This window comes from Exiguobacterium abrahamii (assembly GCF_015645365.1).
Classification (GTDB): Bacteria; Bacillota; Bacilli; order Exiguobacteriales; family Exiguobacteriaceae; genus Exiguobacterium_A; species Exiguobacterium_A abrahamii.
In genome coordinates this window covers 664,867-685,985 of the sequence record NZ_JADOYC010000001.1, presented here as the reverse complement: position 1 = coordinate 685,985, position 21,119 = coordinate 664,867, and the positions used below count along the sequence as shown (strand labels likewise).

Annotated in this window: 16 protein-coding genes and 1 other annotated feature; of the genes, 3 read left to right on the top strand and 13 right to left on the bottom strand. The window is 47.3% G+C overall.

The window, feature by feature from the left end; genetic code table 11:
- Positions 1–11: 11 nt before the first annotated feature.
- Genes ITJ88_RS03330 through ITJ88_RS03310 form a run of 5 tightly spaced genes read right to left on the bottom strand, consistent with a single transcriptional unit; the run spans position 12 to position 5,602 of the window.
- The gene (locus ITJ88_RS03330; protein WP_047393618.1) at positions 12–1,229 is read right to left on the bottom strand and encodes a type II secretion system F family protein; all 1,218 of its coding nucleotides are present in this window, start codon (positions 1,227–1,229) and stop codon (positions 12–14) included.
- Positions 1,230–1,233: 4 nt separating this feature from the next.
- Positions 1,234–2,280, bottom strand: a complete 1,047-nt coding sequence (locus ITJ88_RS03325; RefSeq protein WP_149427679.1) for a type IV pilus twitching motility protein PilT — start codon at positions 2,278–2,280, stop codon at positions 1,234–1,236.
- Positions 2,277–3,941, bottom strand: a complete 1,665-nt coding sequence (locus tag ITJ88_RS03320) for a GspE/PulE family protein (protein ID WP_195864660.1) — start codon at positions 3,939–3,941, stop codon at positions 2,277–2,279. Before ITJ88_RS03320 ends, ITJ88_RS03325 begins: the two co-directional genes overlap by 4 nt.
- A gap of 8 nt (positions 3,942–3,949) precedes the next feature.
- Positions 3,950–4,264, bottom strand: coding sequence for a hypothetical protein (locus ITJ88_RS03315; RefSeq protein ID WP_029342268.1), 315 nt, complete (start codon positions 4,262–4,264; stop codon positions 3,950–3,952).
- A gap of 15 nt (positions 4,265–4,279) precedes the next feature.
- A complete protein-coding gene (locus tag ITJ88_RS03310) occupies positions 4,280–5,602 on the bottom strand; it encodes a G5 domain-containing protein (RefSeq protein WP_230088513.1) in 1,323 nt (440 codons plus the stop codon).
- A gap of 229 nt (positions 5,603–5,831) precedes the next feature.
- On the opposite strand from ITJ88_RS03310, the gene ITJ88_RS03305 reads away from it, so the two are divergent.
- From ITJ88_RS03305 to ITJ88_RS03295, 3 genes are read left to right on the top strand one after another with little or no spacing between them, the layout of a single operon-like run.
- Positions 5,832–6,359 carry a type IV pilus modification PilV family protein gene (locus ITJ88_RS03305; RefSeq protein ID WP_195864658.1) on the top strand — a complete coding sequence of 176 codons (528 nt, stop codon included), beginning with the start codon at positions 5,832–5,834 and terminating at the stop codon, positions 6,357–6,359.
- A complete protein-coding gene (locus tag ITJ88_RS03300; protein WP_195864657.1) occupies positions 6,322–6,942 on the top strand; it encodes a prepilin-type N-terminal cleavage/methylation domain-containing protein in 621 nt (206 codons plus the stop codon). Before ITJ88_RS03305 ends, ITJ88_RS03300 begins: the two co-directional genes overlap by 38 nt.
- 18 nt (positions 6,943–6,960) lie before the next feature.
- Positions 6,961–8,532, top strand: a complete 1,572-nt coding sequence (locus tag ITJ88_RS03295) for a type IV pilus modification PilV family protein (RefSeq protein WP_195864656.1) — start codon at positions 6,961–6,963, stop codon at positions 8,530–8,532.
- A gap of 48 nt (positions 8,533–8,580) precedes the next feature.
- Here the strand turns inward: ITJ88_RS03295 and ITJ88_RS03290 are convergent, their stop codons facing one another.
- From ITJ88_RS03290 to hemC, 8 genes are all read right to left on the bottom strand, one after another.
- Positions 8,581–9,267, bottom strand: a complete 687-nt coding sequence (locus ITJ88_RS03290) for an ankyrin repeat domain-containing protein (RefSeq protein WP_195864655.1) — start codon at positions 9,265–9,267, stop codon at positions 8,581–8,583.
- Between the two features lie 18 nt (positions 9,268–9,285).
- The gene (locus ITJ88_RS03285) at positions 9,286–12,885 is read right to left on the bottom strand and encodes a GEVED domain-containing protein (protein WP_195864654.1); all 3,600 of its coding nucleotides are present in this window, start codon (positions 12,883–12,885) and stop codon (positions 9,286–9,288) included.
- Positions 12,886–12,955: 70 nt separating this feature from the next.
- Positions 12,956–14,200: a bifunctional folylpolyglutamate synthase/dihydrofolate synthase gene (locus ITJ88_RS03280; protein ID WP_195864653.1), complete on the bottom strand. Its 1,245-nt coding sequence runs from the start codon at positions 14,198–14,200 to the stop codon at positions 12,956–12,958.
- Positions 14,201–14,254: 54 nt separating this feature from the next.
- Positions 14,255–16,891, bottom strand: a complete 2,637-nt coding sequence (locus tag ITJ88_RS03275; RefSeq protein ID WP_370567753.1) for a valine--tRNA ligase — start codon at positions 16,889–16,891, stop codon at positions 14,255–14,257.
- A gap of 50 nt (positions 16,892–16,941) precedes the next feature.
- Positions 16,942–17,171 (bottom strand) — a binding site (T-box leader).
- A gap of 54 nt (positions 17,172–17,225) precedes the next feature.
- Positions 17,226–18,536, bottom strand: a complete 1,311-nt coding sequence (gene hemL, locus ITJ88_RS03270; protein ID WP_195864652.1) for a glutamate-1-semialdehyde 2,1-aminomutase — start codon at positions 18,534–18,536, stop codon at positions 17,226–17,228.
- Entirely contained in the window at positions 18,533–19,522 is a 990-nt protein-coding gene (gene hemB, locus ITJ88_RS03265) for a porphobilinogen synthase (protein WP_023468970.1), read from the bottom strand. The genes hemL and hemB overlap by 4 nt, the downstream gene beginning before the upstream one ends.
- Positions 19,519–20,199, bottom strand: coding sequence for a uroporphyrinogen-III synthase (locus tag ITJ88_RS03260; RefSeq protein WP_195864651.1), 681 nt, complete (start codon positions 20,197–20,199; stop codon positions 19,519–19,521). The genes hemB and ITJ88_RS03260 overlap by 4 nt, the downstream gene beginning before the upstream one ends.
- Positions 20,189–21,115, bottom strand: a complete 927-nt coding sequence (gene hemC / locus ITJ88_RS03255; RefSeq protein WP_195864650.1) for a hydroxymethylbilane synthase — start codon at positions 21,113–21,115, stop codon at positions 20,189–20,191. Before hemC ends, ITJ88_RS03260 begins: the two co-directional genes overlap by 11 nt.
- Positions 21,116–21,119 lie beyond the last annotated feature (4 nt).

Below are 21,119 nucleotides of genomic sequence, written 5' to 3'. Positions count from 1 at the left end.
TTTTACAATTGTCAACTTGCTTGAATATCCGAGTAAATTTTAAACATCGGTACGACGACGGCAATGACGATGACACCAACGATTGCTGCTAAAACAACGATCAAGAGTGGTTCAATAATCGACTTTAATCGGTCCGTCGTTGTCTCAACTTCCGTCTCATAAAAGTTCGCGACTTCTGTCAACATCGTATCAAGACGCCCAGATTCTTCCCCAATCGCAATCATCTGCGTGACGAGAGGTGGAAAATATTTGTTTTTCTCAAGCGGCTCATGCATCGGAATCCCGCGGGACATCGCTTCATTGGCACCGGCAATCCCCTTTCGGATGATCCGATTTGTGACGATCCGTTCCGTAATGTCAAGCGATGCCAGGATCGGGACCGAAGCGTTCAACAATACCGATAGTCCACGCGTCATCAAAGCGATTTGCGATTTTTGAATCAATGGACCAAAGACTGGAATCATTAACAAGAAGCGATCAAAGAATACACGCTGTCGCTCATTTTTCAAATTGAAATACAGTAAGCCAATCAATCCGAATGCAATCAACAGCATCACCCACCAATAAGCGACGAAGAAGTCGGATACGGCGACGACAAGTTTCGTGATTAACGGTAGTTCACTCCCGAGCTGATCGAAAATCGACGCAAACGTCGGCACGACGTTCATCATCAAGAAGACGACGACGCCAACTGCAACAAGTGAAACGACCGCTGGGTAGATCAATGCCGAGATGACCTTCCGTTTGATTTCATATTGTTTTTCAAGTTGAGTGACGATGTTATCGAGCGCTTCCTCAAGATTACCACTCGCCTCTCCCGCCATCGCCATACTGACGAAAAACGTATCAAAGACGCGCGGATGTTTTTCAATCGCTTGCGAAAACTGGATGCCGCTCCGCAAGTCATCTTCGACCTCAACGAGTGCCCGTTCGAGTGGTTTCGATTCCGTCTGCTTCCGGAGAATTTCCGTCGCCTTGACGATCGAGACACCGGACCGTACGAGAGTCGCGAACTGACGCGCATACATGACGAGATGTTCGATTTTTGGTTTTGCACTGAGGAACGTAATCTCAGTGTTCAACCCTTTCGATTCTTGTTTTTCAAGCGAAGTCACAGCAATCTGATCCGTCCGCAACCGTTCTGCGGCTTCTCGTTTCGTTAGTGCTGTAATCTTGCCTTTCTTTCGTTTGCCGGCAATCGTCCGACCTTCATAAATGAATACTGCCATGTGTTCACCCCGATATGTACGGTGATGCAGCAGAAGCCGGAATCAATCCCCGACTGACGAGATCCTGCAATGCCATCTGCATCGTCTGCATGCCGTATTGTTTACCCGTCTGCAGGACGGATTGAATCTGATATTCCTTACCGGTCCGAATTAAGTTCGAGACAGCTGGTGTATCGACCATGATTTCAAGGGCTGCGACGCGTCCTGTACCGTCTGAACGCGGCATCAGGCGTTGCGAGACGACGCCCGCAAGAACGTTCGCGAGCTGAGCCCGAATCTGGTCTTGTTGCTCTGACGGGAAAACATCGATGATTCGGCTGACTGTCGAGGCAGCCGTCGACGTATGGACCGTTGCAAAAACGAGGTGACCTGTCTCTGCTGCTGTCACGGCGGTCGCGATCGTTTCAAGGTCTCGCATCTCTCCGAGCAAAATAACATCCGGATCTTGACGGAGCGCTGACCGTAACCCAGTTGCAAAGCGCGGTGCGTCAATTCCGATTTCTCGCTGATCAATCAGACTTTTATGATGACTATGTAAATACTCAATCGGATCTTCCAGCGTAATGATCCGTTTATACATCGTCTGATTGATTTCATTGATCATCGCCGCAAGCGTCGTCGATTTTCCGGAACCTGTCGGACCTGTCACGAGAATCAAGCCGTGTGGTTTCGTTAAGAATCGTTTCAAGACAGGCGGTAACGCTAATTGCTCAAGCGTCGGCACCTCGGTCGGAATCGTTCGAAACGCCATCGACAAAGCGCCCCGTTGGTAAAAACAGTTGACCCGGTACCGGGCGACACCGGTCACACCGAACGAAAAGTCGATGTCCCGGTCCTGTTTCAGTTGTTGATACATCTCTTCCGTGATCAATGACTGCACAAATCCATCAATGATGATTGGTTTCATCTTTTCTGTTCCAAACGGTGTCAACGTTCCGTTGATTCGAAAGACGGGTGGTGATCCTGCTGTTAAGTGAACATCGGACGCTCCTCGTTCTTTTGACGAGCGTAAGATATCTTCGATTTGTGCCCGTTCCATCGTACTGTTCATTCTGAAATCACCGTCCGTAAAATCTCTTCTGTCGTCGTAATCCCGTCCGCGACTTTTGATAGACCATCTGCAAGCAGGAATCGTTGACCTTGTTCCTTGACGTACGCTGTGATATCACTTTCCGTCGATTGGTTCATGATCATCCGGCGTAACACTTCGTCAACCATGATGACCTCTTGAATCGCAACCCGTCCACGGTACCCCGTCATATTACAAGATGAGCAACCACGTCCACGCATGACCGTCGTCGCTTCGATTCCTTCTTGATCAAATAACTCTTGTTCTCGTTTCGAAATCGGATGGACTTCGCCACAATCACGGCAGACACGGCGAACAAGTCGTTGTGCAATCAATCCACTGACAGAAGCAGCAACAAGGAACGGTTCGACCCCCATGTCAATCAATCGCGTGATCGAACTAACGGCAGAGTTCGTGTGCAAAGTCGAAAGAACCAAGTGTCCTGTTAGCGAAGCACGAATCGAAATCTCAGCCGTCTCGATGTCGCGAATCTCCCCGACCATGACGACGTTCGGATCCTGACGAAGGATCGAGCGAAGACCACTCGCAAACGTCAACCCAATCTTCGCGTTGACTTGGACCTGGTTAATCCCATCGACCTGGTACTCGACCGGATCTTCAACAGTGATGATGTTGCGTGACTCGTCGTTCAGCTCATTTAACGCAGCATACAACGTCGATGATTTCCCGGAACCGGTCGGACCGGTGATCAAGATGATGCCGTTCGGACGCTTCAGCATCTCCCGGAACTGTGATTCATTCCGCGAACTAAAACCGATTTTTGAAATCGAGATGTTCGAGTTCGAGCTGTCAAGAATCCGGATAACGACCTTCTCACCGTAAACGGTCGGCAAGGTCGAGACACGGAAATCATATGGTAATCCGTTAAAGACATATTTAATCCGTCCATCCTGTGGCAAGCGTGACTCAGTGATATCGAGTTCACTCATGACTTTGATCCGGGTCGTCAGAATGCTTTGGATCTGCTTCGGATAATTGTTCTCCGTTCGTAATTCTCCATCAATCCGAATCCGGATCGTCATCGACGTTTCCTGCGGATCCATATGAATATCCGATGCACGCTGGGCAATCGCGTTCTCTAGAATTTGATTGACGAGCCGGATGATGGGTGCATCTTCACGCGTCACGACATCACGGGATTGATCCGACTCCATCATGTCGTCGGATTCGAGTAGCTCCCGTAACGACGAATCAATATCATAGTATTTCAGGATTGTTCGTCTGATTTCGTCACGCGTCGCGATTCCGACATCAATGGATAGACCGGTCTGCATCCGCAAATCATCAATCGCGATCAAATCCATCGGGTCTGCCATGGCGATGAATAGACGATTTCCTTCGCGGTAGACCGGAACGAGCGTATGTCGCTGTGCGAGGTCTTTTGAAATCAGTTTCGTGACAGCGACGTCAACTGGATAGTTGTACAGTTGGATGATTGGAATCTTCAATTGATGGTGTAGCGCCTCTAGTAATTGTTGTTCCGTCAAGTGACCAAGTCGAAGCAGTGCATCCCCGAGTTTTTCGGTCGATCGTTTGACCATCAACGCCTCTTCGACTTGTTGCTCCGTCACGAGGCTTTCTTCGATCAACATTTCCCCTAAACGTTTTCGTTTCATTGCCATTTAACATGTCATCCTTCCGCGTGCCATGTTTCTTCTTCCTCTAACACATCCGGTTTTTGATGTTTTTCATCCATTACACTCGTCACTGCTGCCGTCAACAGACATAAGACGACAATTCCGACTAAAACGAGTGGGTTCGTAATCCAGTCGAGCTGGATGCTAAAGTAGATCAACGTCACGATCAAGATCGCCGCAACGGATAAAATCGCTTTTGTTGTCACAGTCGTCACGTAAGGGATCGTCACCGCAAACATCAGACCGCAGATGATTGTCGCTAGACCGATGATGATACCGAGTTCAATTGCTATCGTCGTCCAGTTCATCTTGTTTCCTCCTTCTTATCCGACAGGTTCTCCTGTTGTTTCACCTTCTACTGGTGAAGCAGGATCACCCGTTTCGTTACTATCAGGTGTATCAGGTGACGTCGGACTTGTCGGAGATGTTGGTGTATCTGGCGTCTCGACGCCATCTGTCTGCGGTTCATCCGTCGTTTGGTCATTATTTGTATCCGTTGAATCATTGGAATCATTCGGATCCGTCGAATCATCGGAGTTCGTGTCATCTTCCGGTTCAGGTACGACGACTGGTGCTTGTTCTTCTTGACTACTCTTTGTCACGATTGCTGGGATGGCTGCGTAAAAATCAAGAGACAATAACTGCTTTTTCTGCCCTTGAGCCGTCTTCGTCACGCGATAGACTTCAATCGATTTCCCTTCTTCTCCCGCTTGTGTATCGCTCGTCGTTCCTGCTGTAAGCGTTGCAGAATAACGTGTAATCGTCCGGAATGGAATCGTTTTTTCGCCTTCAAGAACGGTCGTGACCGTTTCCTTGAACGGTGTGCCTCGCAATTCAAGCGTGACATCGCTTCCGTTTTGGGTCGCAATGACACGATAGATGGATGCTTGTGTATTACGAACAGCAAAATCTGTTTTTTCGTCAATTTTGACATCGTATCCCAATGTGATGCCGTCTGGTAATGCCGCATGCGGCATCCGTTCGACGATTTCAAATGGTGTCTTTGCAAACAGTTCGTATAACTTGCTACCGACATACGATCCTGCGACTGCATCCATACCGTACGTCTTGACATTCATCAATTGTCCCGGCTTGATTTCCACATTCATCATTGCCGTGATCATCTGTTCTTCAGCAGCAGAACGCGTCGAGAACGAAACCGTTGAAACGACCTCCCCTGTTGGATCGACTGCAGCTTCCGATTGAGCAGGATCAAAGTTCCCTTCCTGTAATGTTTTGCTCGTATCGATTAACCATGTCTTAAAGGCAACGAGTTGCTCATCCGAGTAACTGATTGGCTGTGTCGCTAAAAAATTCTCAAGCGCTGCCTCGTCTACTGCAACCATCAAGTCTCCACCTTTTTTCAGAGAAGCTTTTTGAACAGAATCAGCGGCGTTGATCGTCACGACTTCTGTTGGAATCGGTGTCGTCTCTTCTCCCGTTCCAGTCGTCAGCGGCGTTTTCTTCGTCCACTCCGTAATCGCTTTCTCAACTTTCGATTGTGCTTCCTTTCGATCCATGCCGCTGACTGGAACCGATCCAATCCGTGCCGTCTCAGAAAACGTCGTAGGTGCCGTTGCTTTACCGGTAAAGGAAATCAAGGCAAACGATGGTACGTAAATCAGGGCTACCAGTACAAGTAGCAAAAGTGTATGTATAGCAAAACGCTTCGGATTAATCATCATCTGTTTCCTTTCTGTATGAATTTAATCATTTCAGGTGCCTAGTATTTCCATTATAATGAATATTATGATGAAACATAAGTCCTATCCTGACAAATCCTTTCATGATCTGTGAATAGGTGCTGTTTTTGATTTTCTAGAAAAATCAGTTAGGATCTTTCATCCTCATCTATCATGAAGTAGAGGTGAATCCATGCAACGCGCGCAAGGCGGTTTTTCGCTAATCGAAGTATTAGTCAGTATTACGATCTTATCTATCATATCGGTCTCTCTGATCAGCATTTTTTCTCAGTCACTAGCTGCCTCACGCGACAGTACGGAGTTGACGTTTGCGAATTATCTGGCAAAAAACGCAACCTCTTATATCAAGCGAGAAGCTTTAGAAGCGACAAGTGACGAACCCTTCGCCTTCAGTTCTTTATCAAAACAGGCAGACAAAGCTACTTATCTGAATGGAAAATATGTCATTCCAGAGCCTACGTCTCCTTCTTGTGAACTATCGGCTATTTGCTCATCAATCTTTACTAATCCTGAAATCAATAATATTGCCTTTGAAGTCAAATACAGTGTGACCCCTCGGAAACTCGAAGGAGTCGTTAATCCGAATCTTCTTGACCTCCATGTATTCGTCTACATAGAAGGAACAACTGAACCGATTACATCATTGAAAGGATCGATTACGAATGCGACGCTCAATCAAAGTTTTCCGACAACAAAATGACGGCTTCTCGCTCGTCGAACTACTCGTCGCCATCGTCATTGCCTCGATTTTCAGTGCTGTCATCCTGACTGTGTTCATCTCTGGTACGAAAAGCTTTCGGGCAACAGGAATCATCAGTGAACTTCGTAGTGAAGCTGATAGCCGCGTCGGTATCATATTAAATGAAATCGGTGGATTTGATGCGATCCGGATCGATAAAGAAAAGCAGTTATCGTTTTATAAAAGAACACTCCCTGTTTTGAATGCCGACACTGGGTTACTTGAGCGTGCCAGTGGATTTGAACCTTTTAACGCAACAGAAGAAGCATCTTCTTCAGAGAAGGAAGTGACACCCGTTCGTTATACGTTCGCAGAACAAACTTTAGACAGCACCGAACTAACATACGAATCGACACCACAGTCGATCGACGACCAAACGGAATTACTTCAAACGTTCAAGTTATCGAGTCCCGAGTATCAAACCATTACATCAGGAACATATCCGGGGCGCTACGTCATTCACGGTATTTTAACGATTACAACTACAATTCAATCGACAGATCAAGAAGAAGTCCAGACCTTCACGAGTACGATTGGATTTTAACTCAGAAAGGAACACGGTATGCGTAAATCCGAACAAGGCTATACATTACTTTTCGTTCTTGTGACTTTAACCGTCCTGTCTGTCCTCGCTGTTGCGACGATTGGCATCAGTTTACAGTCAACTCGCCTAACCGAAATCCGCGAGACGGATATCGATGTCGAGACGACGACACAAAATGATCTTGATTTAGCAGTCGCCTCCCTCCAAAACATCGTTTCAAAGACGACTGGAACTTCACCAACGACTTCTTCTCAAGCATTGTTTGAGAATCTCGACAGCTCTATCGTCTTACCTTTAAAAACAATCGTTCCGAACGTGACCGTCAAGCTAAATGAAGCCGCATCGAACGTTCGTGTCAAAGCGCTTGATTTAACAGCGACAGTTTCAAAACAAAAAGGCGATCAGCCGGCAATCAAAAAAACGTATCGACAACGTGTCTATTTGTCTGCGATTCCTAGTTTTTTGTACTATACGTTAGGTTCAGATGATCAAGTCATCTTAAATGGTGCTCCCTTGATCGAAGGTAATATTTTTTCCCGCAACGCTCTGCAAGCAACTGCGACCCCGATATTTAAATACAACGATGAGGATGGAATCTTCACTAATACCAAAGCACTTCCTTATATCGCAGGTCAGGTACGCGTTTTTCAAGAGAAGAATCAGCCATTACTGAAGTGCGGAGATTACCTTGTGTGTGATAAAACGATTTTTGATCCGAAAGGTGCAACAGAGTTAGTATCAACGAAAGAAACACTCGTTCCGTTCGATTTTGATTATGCGTTGAATGACTTTCTGAAACTACCGGTGAATACGCCTCTTACACAAGTCGCGTCTACATTAAAAAATTCCTCGATTCCACAATCTATATTAACGGGACCTTTTTTAACGGAACTTGATACAAAGCGACAAATGATTAGTCCAGCATTAAATACAGGCAATACCGTGACATTGACAGACGATCTTGTTCAAGAAACACTCGAACCTTTAATCATTAACGGGAACTTAACGATCTCTTCCTTGAATCCTTTGACCCAGCCGCTTGAGATCAAGCGTCCTCTCGTCGTTCTTGGCAACTTACTGATTCGAGGAAATGTTGGATTCGCAACGACGATTTATGCGACCGGAACAAGTCGTCTGGATGACGCAAACATTCAAGGGCTGACTTCAACAGCTAAACAAAATACATTGATTTTACTCAGTAAAGGAAATCTTGTCATTAACCGCGTCAATAAATTTTCGACGCCCCAAACGACTACACCTGATTTAAATGCCTTTCTATATAGTGATGACAATCAAAAAAATACGATTTACTCTGTAGGTTCGACGATGAATGTACGCGGTGGCATTTTTACGAAGGGTAATCTAGAAGTCAACGCCTATCGTGGAAAATTGGACTTACCTGAAAATGCGTATCCTGCAAACGTAAAAGAACTCGAAAAACTGATGGTCGCTAACAAATCATCTGACTTTGAAGCATCCCGTCTACGTATGGCGTATGATGCGACGGTATTAAAAAATCCAACAGCCTTACTTCCACTCAATCGAGCAGTCCAATTGTATGTCGAAACACCAAAACGCGTTCAACCGTAACACATATAAAAAAGAGTCATTCGCTTGCGACGAATGACTCTTTTTTGACTAGAATTTTGTTGCTCGGTATTCCTTAGCGAGCTTTTTCACCTTTTTGCTTTCTACCGTTGCACCGTTCTGTTCTAACATGGCGTACAAATCTTTTCGATTTTGTTTGACCGTTTCATAGACCGGTTTCTCTTTCCCACGATTCGAGTCAGCTCCTGCTTCTAACAACAGTTCAATCGCTGCCTCATTTTGATCTAGTGTCGCATAAAAGAGTGGCGTATGACCAAAGTCATCGATCCGATTAAGCTCTTTTTTCGACGCTTTTTTTATCAAAAGAGCATACGCATCAATCGATCGATTCACACTCGTTGCCACATGAAGAACCGACTGACCTTGCGCATTCAGTTGACTGATTTTTGCACCTTCTGCCAACCATTCAGCGACCGTGCTACGCGGCGCAAATTGCGCCGCATAAAACCAGTTCGCTTTATTTTTTACGGTCTGCTCATCAAGAAGGATGTTTGCTTTGTCAAAAGCGAGTGTTTCCTGGAAGCGACGGATGTAACGATTTTTCTCCTTTGTTGATAAAGAAGCATCTTTTAATGCGTTCGCAAGTTGTTCTGGTTTTTCTGAACGCAGTCCTTGTTCCAGTGCTGCTTGTTGATTTGATTTCGTAACATATACCGCCCCCCCGATTCCAATAATGATTAAAATCAAGAGGACGACAATGATTCGTCTGCGTTTCATAGATAGCGTCCCCACTTCTTAATAAACATCTCCATCCAAGTCTGACGTTCCAGACTCAGAACCGATCGTCACCTTGAATGTCGTCGTTAGTGGTGTTTTTTGATTGTCTTTCATGACTTCGAGCACATCTTTGTTTTCTTTTAATGCCGTTACTTTGATGCGTGCTACACCTGGACGAAGTGGTTGTAGCGCTTGTCCTGTCGGATCAATTTTGACGTATTCCTTACCCTGAAGCACTTCCAACCGATAGAAGCGTTCCGTCGCCGTCACTGGGAACCAGCGCAGAATCGGTGATTTTTTGTCATCTTTCATCGTCATTGCGATATCATCGGCTGTCAGATTAAGTGGGTTCTCACGTACCCGTACGAGCGTCTTCGCGACTGTATCTGGGAAATCTGTCAATGTGAGTAACGCTTCGACCGGTCCGTTTGGTGTACCGGTTTTACCCGTAATCGTATAACCCGATGCCGTCTGTTTCAATTCAATTGCATTACTAACAGTTGAAGTCGTAAATGGTAATGGATAGTTCGGATTAAATGTCGCTGTTACATCTTGATTCGATCCAACCCACAGTTCCAGATTACTTGGGGAAACGGATAATTCCGGCAACTTCACTTGAATCGTATACGTCGTTGATTGGGCAAGATAAGTCGAGCTTCCGACTGTTGCAGGTACGACCGCTTTGACCGTGACTGTGCCTGGTGTCTTTCCTGTCAACTCCAACGTATTCTTAGTTAAGCCACTTGTCGTAACACGCGAATCGTTCGTTATGATCCACTGAATCGGCGTATTGCTTCCCGATACCATCGAAGCGATTCCTGTCATTGATTTTGTTTCGCCGACATATAACGTATCTGGAACGTTTCGGACGATGAGTCCTCCGAACACATCATTGATGACAAGTTCAGAAGTCGCCGTCAACTCTTTACCGTTTCCGACTGGTACGACGAGTTTAATTTGTGTCGTCCCGACTTTTTTCGGCTTGATGACACCAGCTTCATCGATGGATGCGATTTCTGAATCTACGATTGACCATTTTAACGTGCCGTACTGACTACCTATAGGGCTGATTTCTGGTAAAACTTTATATGATGGTGTCGTGATATCCATCTTGACGGACGGAATTTTCGCACTTGTCGCATAGGATGGTGTCAGTGCATAACCAATCGTCGGAAAAGCTTGTGGATCATTGGTGACAGTTGTTGATTTATCTTTTCCATTCTTCTTATCCCGATAGACGTTTTTCGTTGATGTCAGAGTATTATCTTTTTTATCAAGTACATGAACGCCTGCAGTATCTTTGGCACGTACTTTGACAGTGAATGTCACTTCTGATTGATCTGCGATCCATTCCCCTTTATGAACACCTGAAATCGCCTCATCGTATTCGATATCCGGGAGTTTCCCTTTAATCGTCTGTCCTGTAATATTCGCTCCAGTCAGACCAGTCGTTGATAAAATTTCAAGATTACTCGGAAATTGTTCGTTGAACAGGATATTCTCCATCGTCACCGAGAATTGTCCCATGATGTATCCGTTGTTACCAATGGCATCCTTTTGCATCATCGGAGACGTTTTGACGGTGTAGGTGATATCCGCTGTTTCCCCTTTTGGAATCGTAGCTGGGTCAATCGAGCGTGAAAGGACGAAAGGCATAGACGCAGCTGGACGAACGACTTGAACGGTCCGCGTCTCAATTGTTTTGGCACCTCGTTGATCTTCTGCTTCAATTCGAATCGTCACGCTCGTTTTGCCTTTGAGCTTCGATTCGAACGATTGACTGACGAACGAGTTGTTTTTCAACTTATTGTTTTCAAAGACTTTCTCATCATCAATATAGATGCGTGTCTTCAACTCGCGATCTTGTAGGTCGTAGTCGTTGACTTGATACGAGATCGTTAACGGTTCGTTCTCGAGGTAACTTGATTTATCCGTTGGTAAGATGTTCTTGATTAAAGGCTTATGGTTCGCACCAATGAACGCGCGGTACATCGTGTTTGAGAATAACTCTTTTTCTTGTTGTTGATTAAAGCTCGAAGTATGCCCTGCTCCGGAATACGTAACGTTTCCTTTGGTATACATATAATAGTGGTTACGTGCATCACCGATTGTTCTTCCGGCAGCCTGATTCGAACTACTAAGGTTGTTTTCACGGATGTTATACCATGGAATCAAATCCGGTTGTTCAAGATCCAGACCAAAGTATTGATTGTGTGTCGTTGCGATAGCAACCGTATCAGCTAAGGCAAATGGATAGGAAGTCATGACGCCTGCATTTTGTTTGACGGCTTGACCCGATGTCCGCTGCGCTCCATATCCCATGTTCGTAAAGTTCTTTTGACCTGCGAGATCTGCAAACTTTGTTTCCCAGAACAGCTCTGGTTTACTGGATTGTGCCGGTCTAAAGATCGTATCATGTGTCAGCATCAATCCTTGCCCCGTATTCGTGAAGTTAAGAATAGCATCTGATGCAGGGTCACTGAGTGAAGCTGCACCATACGAATCCTGAAAACCGAAGATTAGCATATCATAGGATGTATTTATATTTTTACTGGCATACGTTTTGTTAAACGTGTCCGCAGAAATGACTTCTACATTAAAGTCATATAACCCATCTTGTTTTAGTAAAGTTCCTGAGTTCATAAAACCGTTGATTGAACCGGTCGTTCCGGAACGCGTGACTTGTAAAATTTTTGCTTTTGCTTCTTGGTCCTGCATCAAGAAGCTACCTGTTTTATAATCCGTTAATCCGTCTTCGCTTACGAGTCGAATCATCCAGTTTCGTGGTCCCGTATAGCTTGGCGCATCAAAGCGATACGATACTGAACCAGAAACTGTAGCTACTTTCTCATCGACTTTCTCCGACTCATCGAATTGGTCGTTACTATTAAAGTCAATATACAACTGGACACGTGTATTAGCTGTAGTTTGATCAAGTGTAAAATTAAAATCAATTGGTTTATCTGGTGAAGCAGGTGCTGCTTTATCTACCGATGTTAACGATTGACCAGCTTGCGAAACTGCTACTTTGCTCAAACGAGGTCGCTCGATTTTTTCAGATTTCAGTCGGAGGACGACTTGTTTCGAATCCGTGTAGGCAATCGCAGCACCTGATGTCATACTGTGCTTAAAAACCGAAGTGAAATTACTAGTCGCATGTGTTAACACATCAGCGTGTAAAAAGACGGGTAATCCTTTTTGAATATAGTTCGTCAAAATCTCATTCGCTTTTAACTGCGTAATATCATTCTCAATTTTACTCGTATTATGTTTTTTGGATGTATCAGATACTGTAATCGAATAACGGTCTGTTCCAGTAAAAATAGACGGATCAAAAACAATCGCATCAAATGCACCATCAAGTGGAAAACGAGACGCATTTAGCTCTTTGACCGTCATCATCTTGATTTCATATTGACTGGTATCCAAGTCTTTTAACAGTGACAATGATGTAATGGTCGTTCCTGGATCAATCCGATTCGTCGTCGACCAGTCATCGCGAATCTCTAAAATCTTAAACTTTTCACCCGTTGCCGCTTTGGAATGCGGTTCATGTATATACGTAAAACTTGAAAAAATCAGTAAGATGGCTAAGGCTAGACGGACCCACTGTTTCATCATTTATCGTCTCCTCATCGTGTCATTGGAATATGGGACTATACTCCCCCATTTCATTATAACGAGAGAATCAGAATTTCCCCTTTTTTGTAAAAGAAGAAGCGAAGTAGTGACGCACTTCACTAATGAAATAGAGTGACCCCGTCACGACATATGTTCGCTCTGCACTTAATTGCTCGAAGAGTGCTTCGACCGTCGTTACATTAGCCCCATCTTGTTTTAACTCATCGAGTGTCCGTGCTCGTGGAAAATCAAATGTCGTCTCATAAATATCTGGTGTAATGCTACGTAACTGCGTTAGCATCGCCGTCCGGTCTTTGTCACGCAAGATCGAACAGAGCAACGTCACAGGTTTAGATTCCTCTTTTAACCGTTCAACCAGTGCCGTGATGCCTTCCGGGTTATGGGCACCATCGAGAATGATCCGGGGTTTGCGGGAGATGATCTCAAATCGTCCCGGATGTTTTGCTTCCCGTAGTCCTTTTCGGATCGCCGCCTTCGACCAGCCGAGTCGCCGCGCACAGATGACTGCGTTTGCCGCATTATGGACTTGATGATGGCCTTCGAGACCTAAGCGCGTCTCCGGAATCCCATCATATGTCGCCCAGGTACCCGTCTCTTTTAATCGGTAACGAATGATGGCTTCTTGACTCCATTTCAACGTCGCATTCCGGTCCCCGCAATACGCCATTAACGGCACCGTCAGCTCTTCCTGCAGTTTTCCGGCGATGACCGGTGTCCCTTGTTTGATGATGCCGAACTTCTGTAAGGCAATCTCTTGGAGCGTATCTCCGAGAATCGCTTGGTGATCGTGTCCGATCGACGTGATGATCGCTGCGACCGGCTTCTTGAAGACGTTCGTCGAATCATACAACCCACCGAGTCCGACTTCATAAATGACGAAATCCGGGCGAATCTGATCAAAGTAGTAGAAGGCAAGCCCCGTCAATGCCTCGAACTCGGTGACCGTACCGAGTGCCGGATCGATGCGCCCGATGGCCGCTTGAACGGCAATCGCAGCTGTGACGAGATCATCTTCTGCAATCGGTACCCCGTTCAACATGATTCGTTCCTCGAACTGAATGATATACGGCGACGTGAACGTCCCGATTCGTAATCCTTCCGCAATTCCCATCTCACGTAAGAACGCAACCGTCGATCCTTTTCCGTTCGTGCCAGCGACATGAATCGTCGGAATCGCGTCCGGGTCAATCTGTAATTCCAGTAACATCGCCTGCATCCGTTCAAGACCCGGTTTGACACCGAATGCTAGTAAGCTCGATAACCAATCCAATACATCTTCTCGCGTCCTCATGCTGTTCGCTCCTTTAAAAAAAGTGGCTCAAGGAGACTTGAGCCACTGCTGTAATTAGTGTGAGAGTTCGTTGATGCGTGCTTCGACCGCTTGACGTTTTTCCGTGTAATCAAGTGCCTTCGCTTTTTCTTCATCAATGACATGTGCTGGTGCTTTGCCGACGAAGCCAGGGTTGTTGAGTTTTTTCTCGACCCGTTCGACTTCTTTCGTATACTTGACGAGTTCTTTATTCAAGCGCGCGATTTCTTCCTCGATGTTGATCAAGTCAGCGAGTGGGATGAACAATTCTGCTCCCGTTACGATCGCACTCATTGCTTTTTCTGGCGCCGGCATCTGCTCTTCGATTCGGAGTTCAGACGCGTTCGTGAACTTTTGCAAGTACGAGCTGTTTGACGACAAGTCGTCTTGAACACGTGCGTCATTCGTCGAGATGAACAGTTGGATCTGTTTCGACATCGGTGCGTTCACTTCCGCACGGATGTTACGAACCGAACGGATGACGTTCTGAACCGCTTCGAATGCTGGAACAGCTTCCGGGAAGTCGAGTGACGTCTCGCGTGTTGGCCATGCAGCACGTGTGATCGTTTCACCTTCATGCGGTAAGTGTTGCCAGATCTCTTCCGTGATGAACGGCATGAATGGATGCATCAGACGCATGATCCGGTCGAGCGTATAGGCAAGAACCGAACGCGTCGTCTGTTTCGCTGCTTCATCTTCCCCGTTGAGTGGTAATTTTGCCATCTCGATATACCAGTTACAGAAGTCTTCCCAGATGAAGTGATAAAGAATTCGTCCCGCTTCACCAAATTCATATTTGTCCGACAGACGTGTCACATCGTCAATCGTCGTCTGTAAACGTGTCAGGATCCATTTATCTGCGAGTGATTTCTCACCTGTCAAATCGATTTGATCAAACGTTAGACCATCCATGTTCATTAAGGCAAAACGGCTTGCGTTCCACAGTTTGTTCGAGAAGTTCCATGTTGCTTCAATCTTCTCCCAATAGAAACGGAGATCGTTCCCTGGCGTCGATCCTGTCGTTAAGAACCAACGGAGCGAGTCAGCACCATACTTCTCGATGACATCCATCGGGTCAATTCCGTTACCGAGTGATTTCGACATCTTGCGTCCTTCCGAATCACGAATCAATCCGTGGATCAAGACGTCTTGGAATGGACGTTGTCCTGTGAATTCGTACGATTGGAAGATCATCCGTGAGACCCAGAAAGCGATGATGTCATAACCCGTAACGAGTGTCGATGTCGGGAAGTATTTTTGATAATCAGCAGCGTCCGTGTTCGGCCACCCCATCGTTGAGAACGGCCAGAGCGCTGAAGAGAACCACGTATCAAGGACATCGTTGTCTTGCTCCCAGTTCTCGATATCGGCTGGTGCTTCCTTGCCAACGTAGACTTCACCTGTTTCTTTATGATACCAAGCCGGAATCCGGTGTCCCCACCACAGTTGACGGCTGACACACCAGTCACGGATATTTTCCATCCAGCGAACGTACGTGTTTTCAAAGCGTTGTGGAACGAAGTTGACCTTGTCTGGCCCTTGTTGCTCCTCGAGTGCTTTTTGCGCGAGTGGCTCCATTTTAACGAACCATTGGAGTGAAAGATACGGCTCGACGATCGCATCTGAACGTTCTGAGTGACCGACAGAGTGCAAGTGTGGTTCGATTTTGATTAGAACACCTTCTGCTTTTAAATCTTCAACGATTTGCTTCCGGCATTCGAAACGATCCATGCCTTCGTATTTCCCTGCGTTCTCGTTCATCGTTCCATCTTCATTCATGACGAGGACACGTGGTAAATCGTGACGGTTACCGACCTCGAAGTCGTTCGGGTCGTGGGCTGGTGTAATCTTAACGACACCTGTACCGAACTCCATGTCGACATAGTCATCGGCAACGATCGGAATCTCGCGACCAACGATTGGTAACGTGATCGTTTTTCCGACGAGGTGAGCATAACGCTCATCCTTCGGGTTCACGGCGATCGCTGTATCACCGAGCATCGTCTCCGGACGTGTCGTCGCGAGTTCAACGTGACCTGAACCGTCCGTCAGTGGATAGCTGAAGTGATAGAACGCACCTTCGATATCCTTGTAGATGACCTCGATATCCGAGATCGCTGTTTTCGTCGCCGGGTCCCAGTTAACGATGTATTCGCCGCGGTAGATCAAACCTTTTTCGTAAAGTTTCACAAAGACTTCTTGAACCGCTTCTGACAATCCTTCATCAAGCGTGAAGCGTTCACGCGAATAATCGAGTCCAAGACCAAGTTTTGCCCATTGTGCACGGATCGTTGACGCGTACTCTTCTTTCCATGCCCATGATTGCTCGAGGAATTTCTCACGACCCATTTCAAGACGTGATTGTCCTTCTGCCCGCAGTTTTTGTTCGACTTTTGCTTGCGTCGCGATACCGGCATGGTCCATTCCTGGTAGGTAAAGGACGTCGAATCCTTGCATCCGCTTCATCCGTGTCAGCATGTCTTGTAACGTCGTGTCCCACGCGTGACCAAGGTGTAATTTACCTGTGACGTTCGGTGGTGGAATGACGATCGTGTATGGCTCTTTCTCTGGATCCTGATCGGCTTTGAAATAGTCACCTTTCACCCAAAAGTCGTACCATTTTTCTTCCGTTGCCTGCGGATCATACTTCGTTGGCATTGATAATTCCTGCATCCTGATCGCTCCCTTTTTGTCCATAATAAAAACGGCTTCTCTCGTCCTATGCTAAGGACGAAAGAAAGCCGTTGCTTTTTTCCGCGGTACCACCTTAGTTCATCCAAAATCGGATGCCCTCGAGCCACGTAACGTGTGGAGGACGGATATCGCTCGTAAAACTCACGATACCAGCTCGTGGGGTGACCTTCCTCCTGTTCGCCCGTCACATCTTTCAGCCAAGGATGTGTTCTCTACATCGGTACGAATACAGGATTACTCTTCCCGTCATCGCTGTTGCCATTTTCTTCTTTACTCATTTTAGCCGAGAGTTCAAGTAATCGTCAAGAACTGCTTAACGACCAAATTCAACTTGGAGTTCCTTAAACGTCAATTCGACGGCTTCGATCGTCCGCTCGATGTCTTCATCCGTATGGGCGATCGACAGGAAGAGACCTTCGAATTGTGACGGTGGTAAGAAGACACCACGCGCCGCCATCTTTTGATAATACGAACGGAACATCTCAAGGTTCGACGTTTTCGCTTTTTCGAAGTTCGTGACACGTTCATCCGTGAAGAAGACACCGAACATCGCGCCTGCACGGTTCGTCGTCAGCGGAATGTTGTATTTCGCTGCAGCGTTCAGGTAGCCTTCCGACAAACGGCTCGCTTTCCGGTCGAACTCTTGATAGTGTTCTGGTTTCAATTGTGTCAATGTCGCTAGACCTGCTGCCATCGCGAGTGGGTTTCCGGATAACGTACCCGCTTGATAGATTGGACCTTGTGGTGCGATCTGCTCCATGATGTCACGACGTCCACCGTAAGCACCGACCGGCATGCCGCCACCGATGACTTTACCGAGACACGTGATGTCCGGTGTGACACCGAAATGTCCTTGGGCACAGTGGAATCCGACACGGAAGCCGGTCATGACTTCGTCAAAGATCAATAAGGCGCCGTTTTCCGACGTGATTTCCCGTAAGCCTTCGAGGAAGCCCGGTTCTGGTGGCACGAAGCCCATGTTCCCAGCAGCCGGTTCGACGATGACACCAGCGATATCGTCGCCGTGTTTTTCGAACGCGATTCGGACAGCGTCCAAATCGTTATATGGAACCGTCAGCGTCATGCTCGCGATTTGCGCCGGAACGCCTGGTGAATCTGGTAATCCGAGTGTCGCGACACCTGAACCTGCTTTGATCAAGAGCGAGTCACCGTGACCATGGTAACAGCCTTCGAACTTGAGGATTTTCGTCCGACCTGTATAGCCGCGCGCGAGACGAAGGGCTGCCATCGTCGCTTCTGTCCCTGAGTTGACCATCCGGACGACTTCGACCGACGGCACCCGGCTGATGACGACTTCTGCCATCGCTGATTCGATTTCCGTTGGTGTCCCGTAGCTCCAGCCACGTGTCGCTTGTTCTTGAATCGCTGACGTGACGCTTGGATCGGCATGACCAAGAATCATTGGTCCCCATGACAAGACGTAATCGATATACTCTTTTCCGTCGATGTCATAGAGCTTCGATCCTTTTGCATGATCTGCGAAAATCGGTGTCATCCCGACCGATTTATAAGCACGGACCGGGCTGTTGACACCACCCGGCATGAGCGGGAGTGCCCGCTCGAATGCTTCTTTTGATTTTGAATTCTGGTTAATTAAGCTCATTTCGACCCCTCCAGGTAACGACAAATGTCTTTTGCGAAATAGGTGATGATTAAATCAGCGCCTGCTCGTTTAAAGCCAAGCATCGTCTCAAGGACGATTCGTTCTTCGTCAATCCAGCCGTTCAAGGCAGCAGCTTTGACCATCGCATACTCACCCGATACGTTATACGCAACGATTGGTAAGTCAATCCGCTCGCGCACATCACGAATAATATCCATGAACGCAAGCGCAGGTTTAACAATCATGAAGTCAGCTCCTTGATCGACGTCCGCTGTTGCTTCGCGGAACGCTTCACGACGGTTTGCTGGATCCATTTGATAACCTTTCCGGTCGCCCTCTCCCGGTGCCGAGTTCGCCGCATCACGGAATGGACCGTAATAAGCAGACGCATATTTAACACCATAGCTCATGACCGGAATGTGGCTGAAGCCGTTCTCGTCTAATCCTTGACGAATGGCTGCGACAAATCCGTCCATCATCGATGATGGAGCGATGACGTCGGCACCTGCTCGGGCTTGTGAGATCGCTGTCTTGACGTGAAGCGGTAATGACGCATCATTATCGACCGTACCGTCGGCGACGATCCCACAATGACCTGTCGACGTATATTCACATAAGCATGTGTCGGCGATGACCGTTAGCTGCGGGGCAACCTTCTTGACGAGACGTGTCGCTTCTTGAACGATTCCGTGATCGTGAAACGCACCTGATCCTTGCTCGTCTTTCAAGTGGTCGTGCGGGACACCGAACAAGATGACAGATTCGATTCCGAGTGCGACGACTTCTTCAATCTCAGCCGTCAGATGATCAAGTGATAAGTTGAAGACGCCAGGCATCGAACTGACTTCGCGTTTAATGTCTTCGCCTTCAGCGACAAAAATCGGATAAATCAAATCTGATTTATGCAACTGGTTCTCGCGAACGAGTGACCGGAGTGATGCGGTATGACGTAAACGACGGTGACGTGCGTATTCTAAAGTATTCATGCTGATTCCTCCTCAATGATACGATCAATCATGCCGTCCACCGTGAATTCACGGGCGACATGGATCGGTTGAAGTCCGGCTGCTTTTGCTGCTTGCTCCGTAATCGTTCCAATGACGATGAACGTCGTCTGCGGGGCTAGTGGAGCAATCGCTTCGACAGCGGAAGGACTCTGCAGTCCAATATAGGCGGCAGTTCTGACAAGTGCTTCAGGTAGCCGACGAGTGACGGTTTCATAGGTGATGATATCTTCGATCGTATATCGATTCAGGTTTCGTAACTGATCGACCGGCGCTTGCCGCGATCGGTTCCCTCGCGCAAAAACGATATGATTGCCGTCAGACAAGTGTGGTCCGAGTTCTGCGACGAGCGCGTCTCCTGTAAAGGTCGACGGACAGAAGTCGGCTGTTCGACCGTACTTCGCAAGTGCGTCTGCCGTCTTTCGTCCGACGACCGCGATACGCGTTGCTGCTAATTCAGGCAGCGCATCAGCAATCCGGTGGACACCATTCGGACTCGTCACGATCAGCCAATCAATTCCCTTCGGCAATCTAAACGAAACCGGTCTCGTTTCAATGACAGGATAGTGCACTGACTCGATCGCAACGGCGCGCAGTCGCGCGATTTGCTCGGTCGTCGGTGGTCGGCTGCCCGTGAAGAGTACCTGCTTACAAGTCATCCGGAAGTGTCGCGAGAATCTCACGACCGCCCGAAGAAAGCAGACGTTCGGCAACGTCTTGACCGAGTTGCATCGGGTCAAGACCTGATTCGCGCTCGAGTAGGATTTGCTCTCCATCAACGGATCCAATGAATCCGACGAGTGTCGTTGACATGTCTTCATTGATCGTTGCGAATCCACCGACCGGAACGTGACAGCTACCTTCGATCGCTGCTAAGAAAGCGCGCTCGGCGTAAGCTACTTTTTCCGTGATCTGATCATGGATCAGGTGCAAGAGGTCACGTACTTCTTGGTCATGTTCGCGACATTCGATACCGAGGATTCCTTGACCGACGGCTGGAATCATGTCATCTGTCGAGAGATATTCCGAGACGACGTCTTCAGACCAACCCATCCGCTTTAGACCAGCTGCTGCGAGCAGGATCCCGTCAAACGGACCATTCTTTAATTTATCGAGTCGTGTGTCGATGTTTCCGCGAATCGATTCGATTTTTAAATCAGGGCGGAGTTTTAGCAATTGCGACCCACGACGTAAGCTACTCGTGCCGACAACTGCACCTTCTGGCAAGGAAGCAAGACCTTCGCCTGTTTTCGTGATCAAGGCATCACGCGCATCGACACGCGCTGGTGTGGCACCGATGATGAGACCATCCGGTAATTCAGAAGGTAAATCCTTCATGCTGTGAACAGCAAAATCGATTTCTTCGTCAATCATCTGTTGCTCGATCTCTTTTACGAATAATCCTTTACCGCCGACTTTCGAGAGCGTCACATCCAAAATGCGGTCCCCTTTTGTGATGATGTTCTTGATTTCGAACTCATACGGCGCGCCGGCTTGTTTCAACTGGTCAATGACCCATTTCGTCTGTGTCATCGCTAGCTTCGAGCTTCGCGATCCAACAATGATTTTTCGCATGCTA

What these genes read in the sequence shown, in the direction of transcription:
- ITJ88_RS03330 (WP_047393618.1), bottom strand. Translation starts at nt 1,229, where the DNA reads ATGGCAGTATTCATTTATGAAGGTCGGACGATTGCCGGCAAACGAAAG.
- ITJ88_RS03325 (WP_149427679.1), bottom strand. Translation starts at nt 2,280, where the DNA reads ATGAACAGTACGATGGAACGGGCACAAATCGAAGATATCTTACGCTCG.
- ITJ88_RS03320 (WP_195864660.1), bottom strand. Translation starts at nt 3,941, where the DNA reads ATGGCAATGAAACGAAAACGTTTAGGGGAAATGTTGATCGAAGAAAGC.
- ITJ88_RS03315 (WP_029342268.1), bottom strand. Translation starts at nt 4,264, where the DNA reads ATGAACTGGACGACGATAGCAATTGAACTCGGTATCATCATCGGTCTA.
- ITJ88_RS03305 (WP_195864658.1), top strand. Translation starts at nt 5,832, where the DNA reads ATGCAACGCGCGCAAGGCGGTTTTTCGCTAATCGAAGTATTAGTCAGT.
- ITJ88_RS03300 (WP_195864657.1), top strand. Translation starts at nt 6,322, where the DNA reads ATGCGACGCTCAATCAAAGTTTTCCGACAACAAAATGACGGCTTCTCG.
- ITJ88_RS03295 (WP_195864656.1), top strand. Translation starts at nt 6,961, where the DNA reads ATGCGTAAATCCGAACAAGGCTATACATTACTTTTCGTTCTTGTGACT.
- ITJ88_RS03290 (WP_195864655.1), bottom strand. Translation starts at nt 9,267, where the DNA reads ATGAAACGCAGACGAATCATTGTCGTCCTCTTGATTTTAATCATTATT.
- ITJ88_RS03285 (WP_195864654.1), bottom strand. Translation starts at nt 12,885, where the DNA reads ATGAAACAGTGGGTCCGTCTAGCCTTAGCCATCTTACTGATTTTTTCA.
- ITJ88_RS03280 (WP_195864653.1), bottom strand. Translation starts at nt 14,200, where the DNA reads ATGAGGACGCGAGAAGATGTATTGGATTGGTTATCGAGCTTACTAGCA.
- ITJ88_RS03275 (WP_370567753.1), bottom strand. Translation starts at nt 16,891, where the DNA reads ATGCAGGAATTATCAATGCCAACGAAGTATGATCCGCAGGCAACGGAA.
- hemL (WP_195864652.1), bottom strand. Translation starts at nt 18,536, where the DNA reads ATGAGCTTAATTAACCAGAATTCAAAATCAAAAGAAGCATTCGAGCGG.
- hemB (WP_023468970.1), bottom strand. Translation starts at nt 19,522, where the DNA reads ATGAATACTTTAGAATACGCACGTCACCGTCGTTTACGTCATACCGCA.
- ITJ88_RS03260 (WP_195864651.1), bottom strand. Translation starts at nt 20,199, where the DNA reads ATGACTTGTAAGCAGGTACTCTTCACGGGCAGCCGACCACCGACGACC.
- hemC (WP_195864650.1), bottom strand. Translation starts at nt 21,115, where the DNA reads ATGCGAAAAATCATTGTTGGATCGCGAAGCTCGAAGCTAGCGATGACA.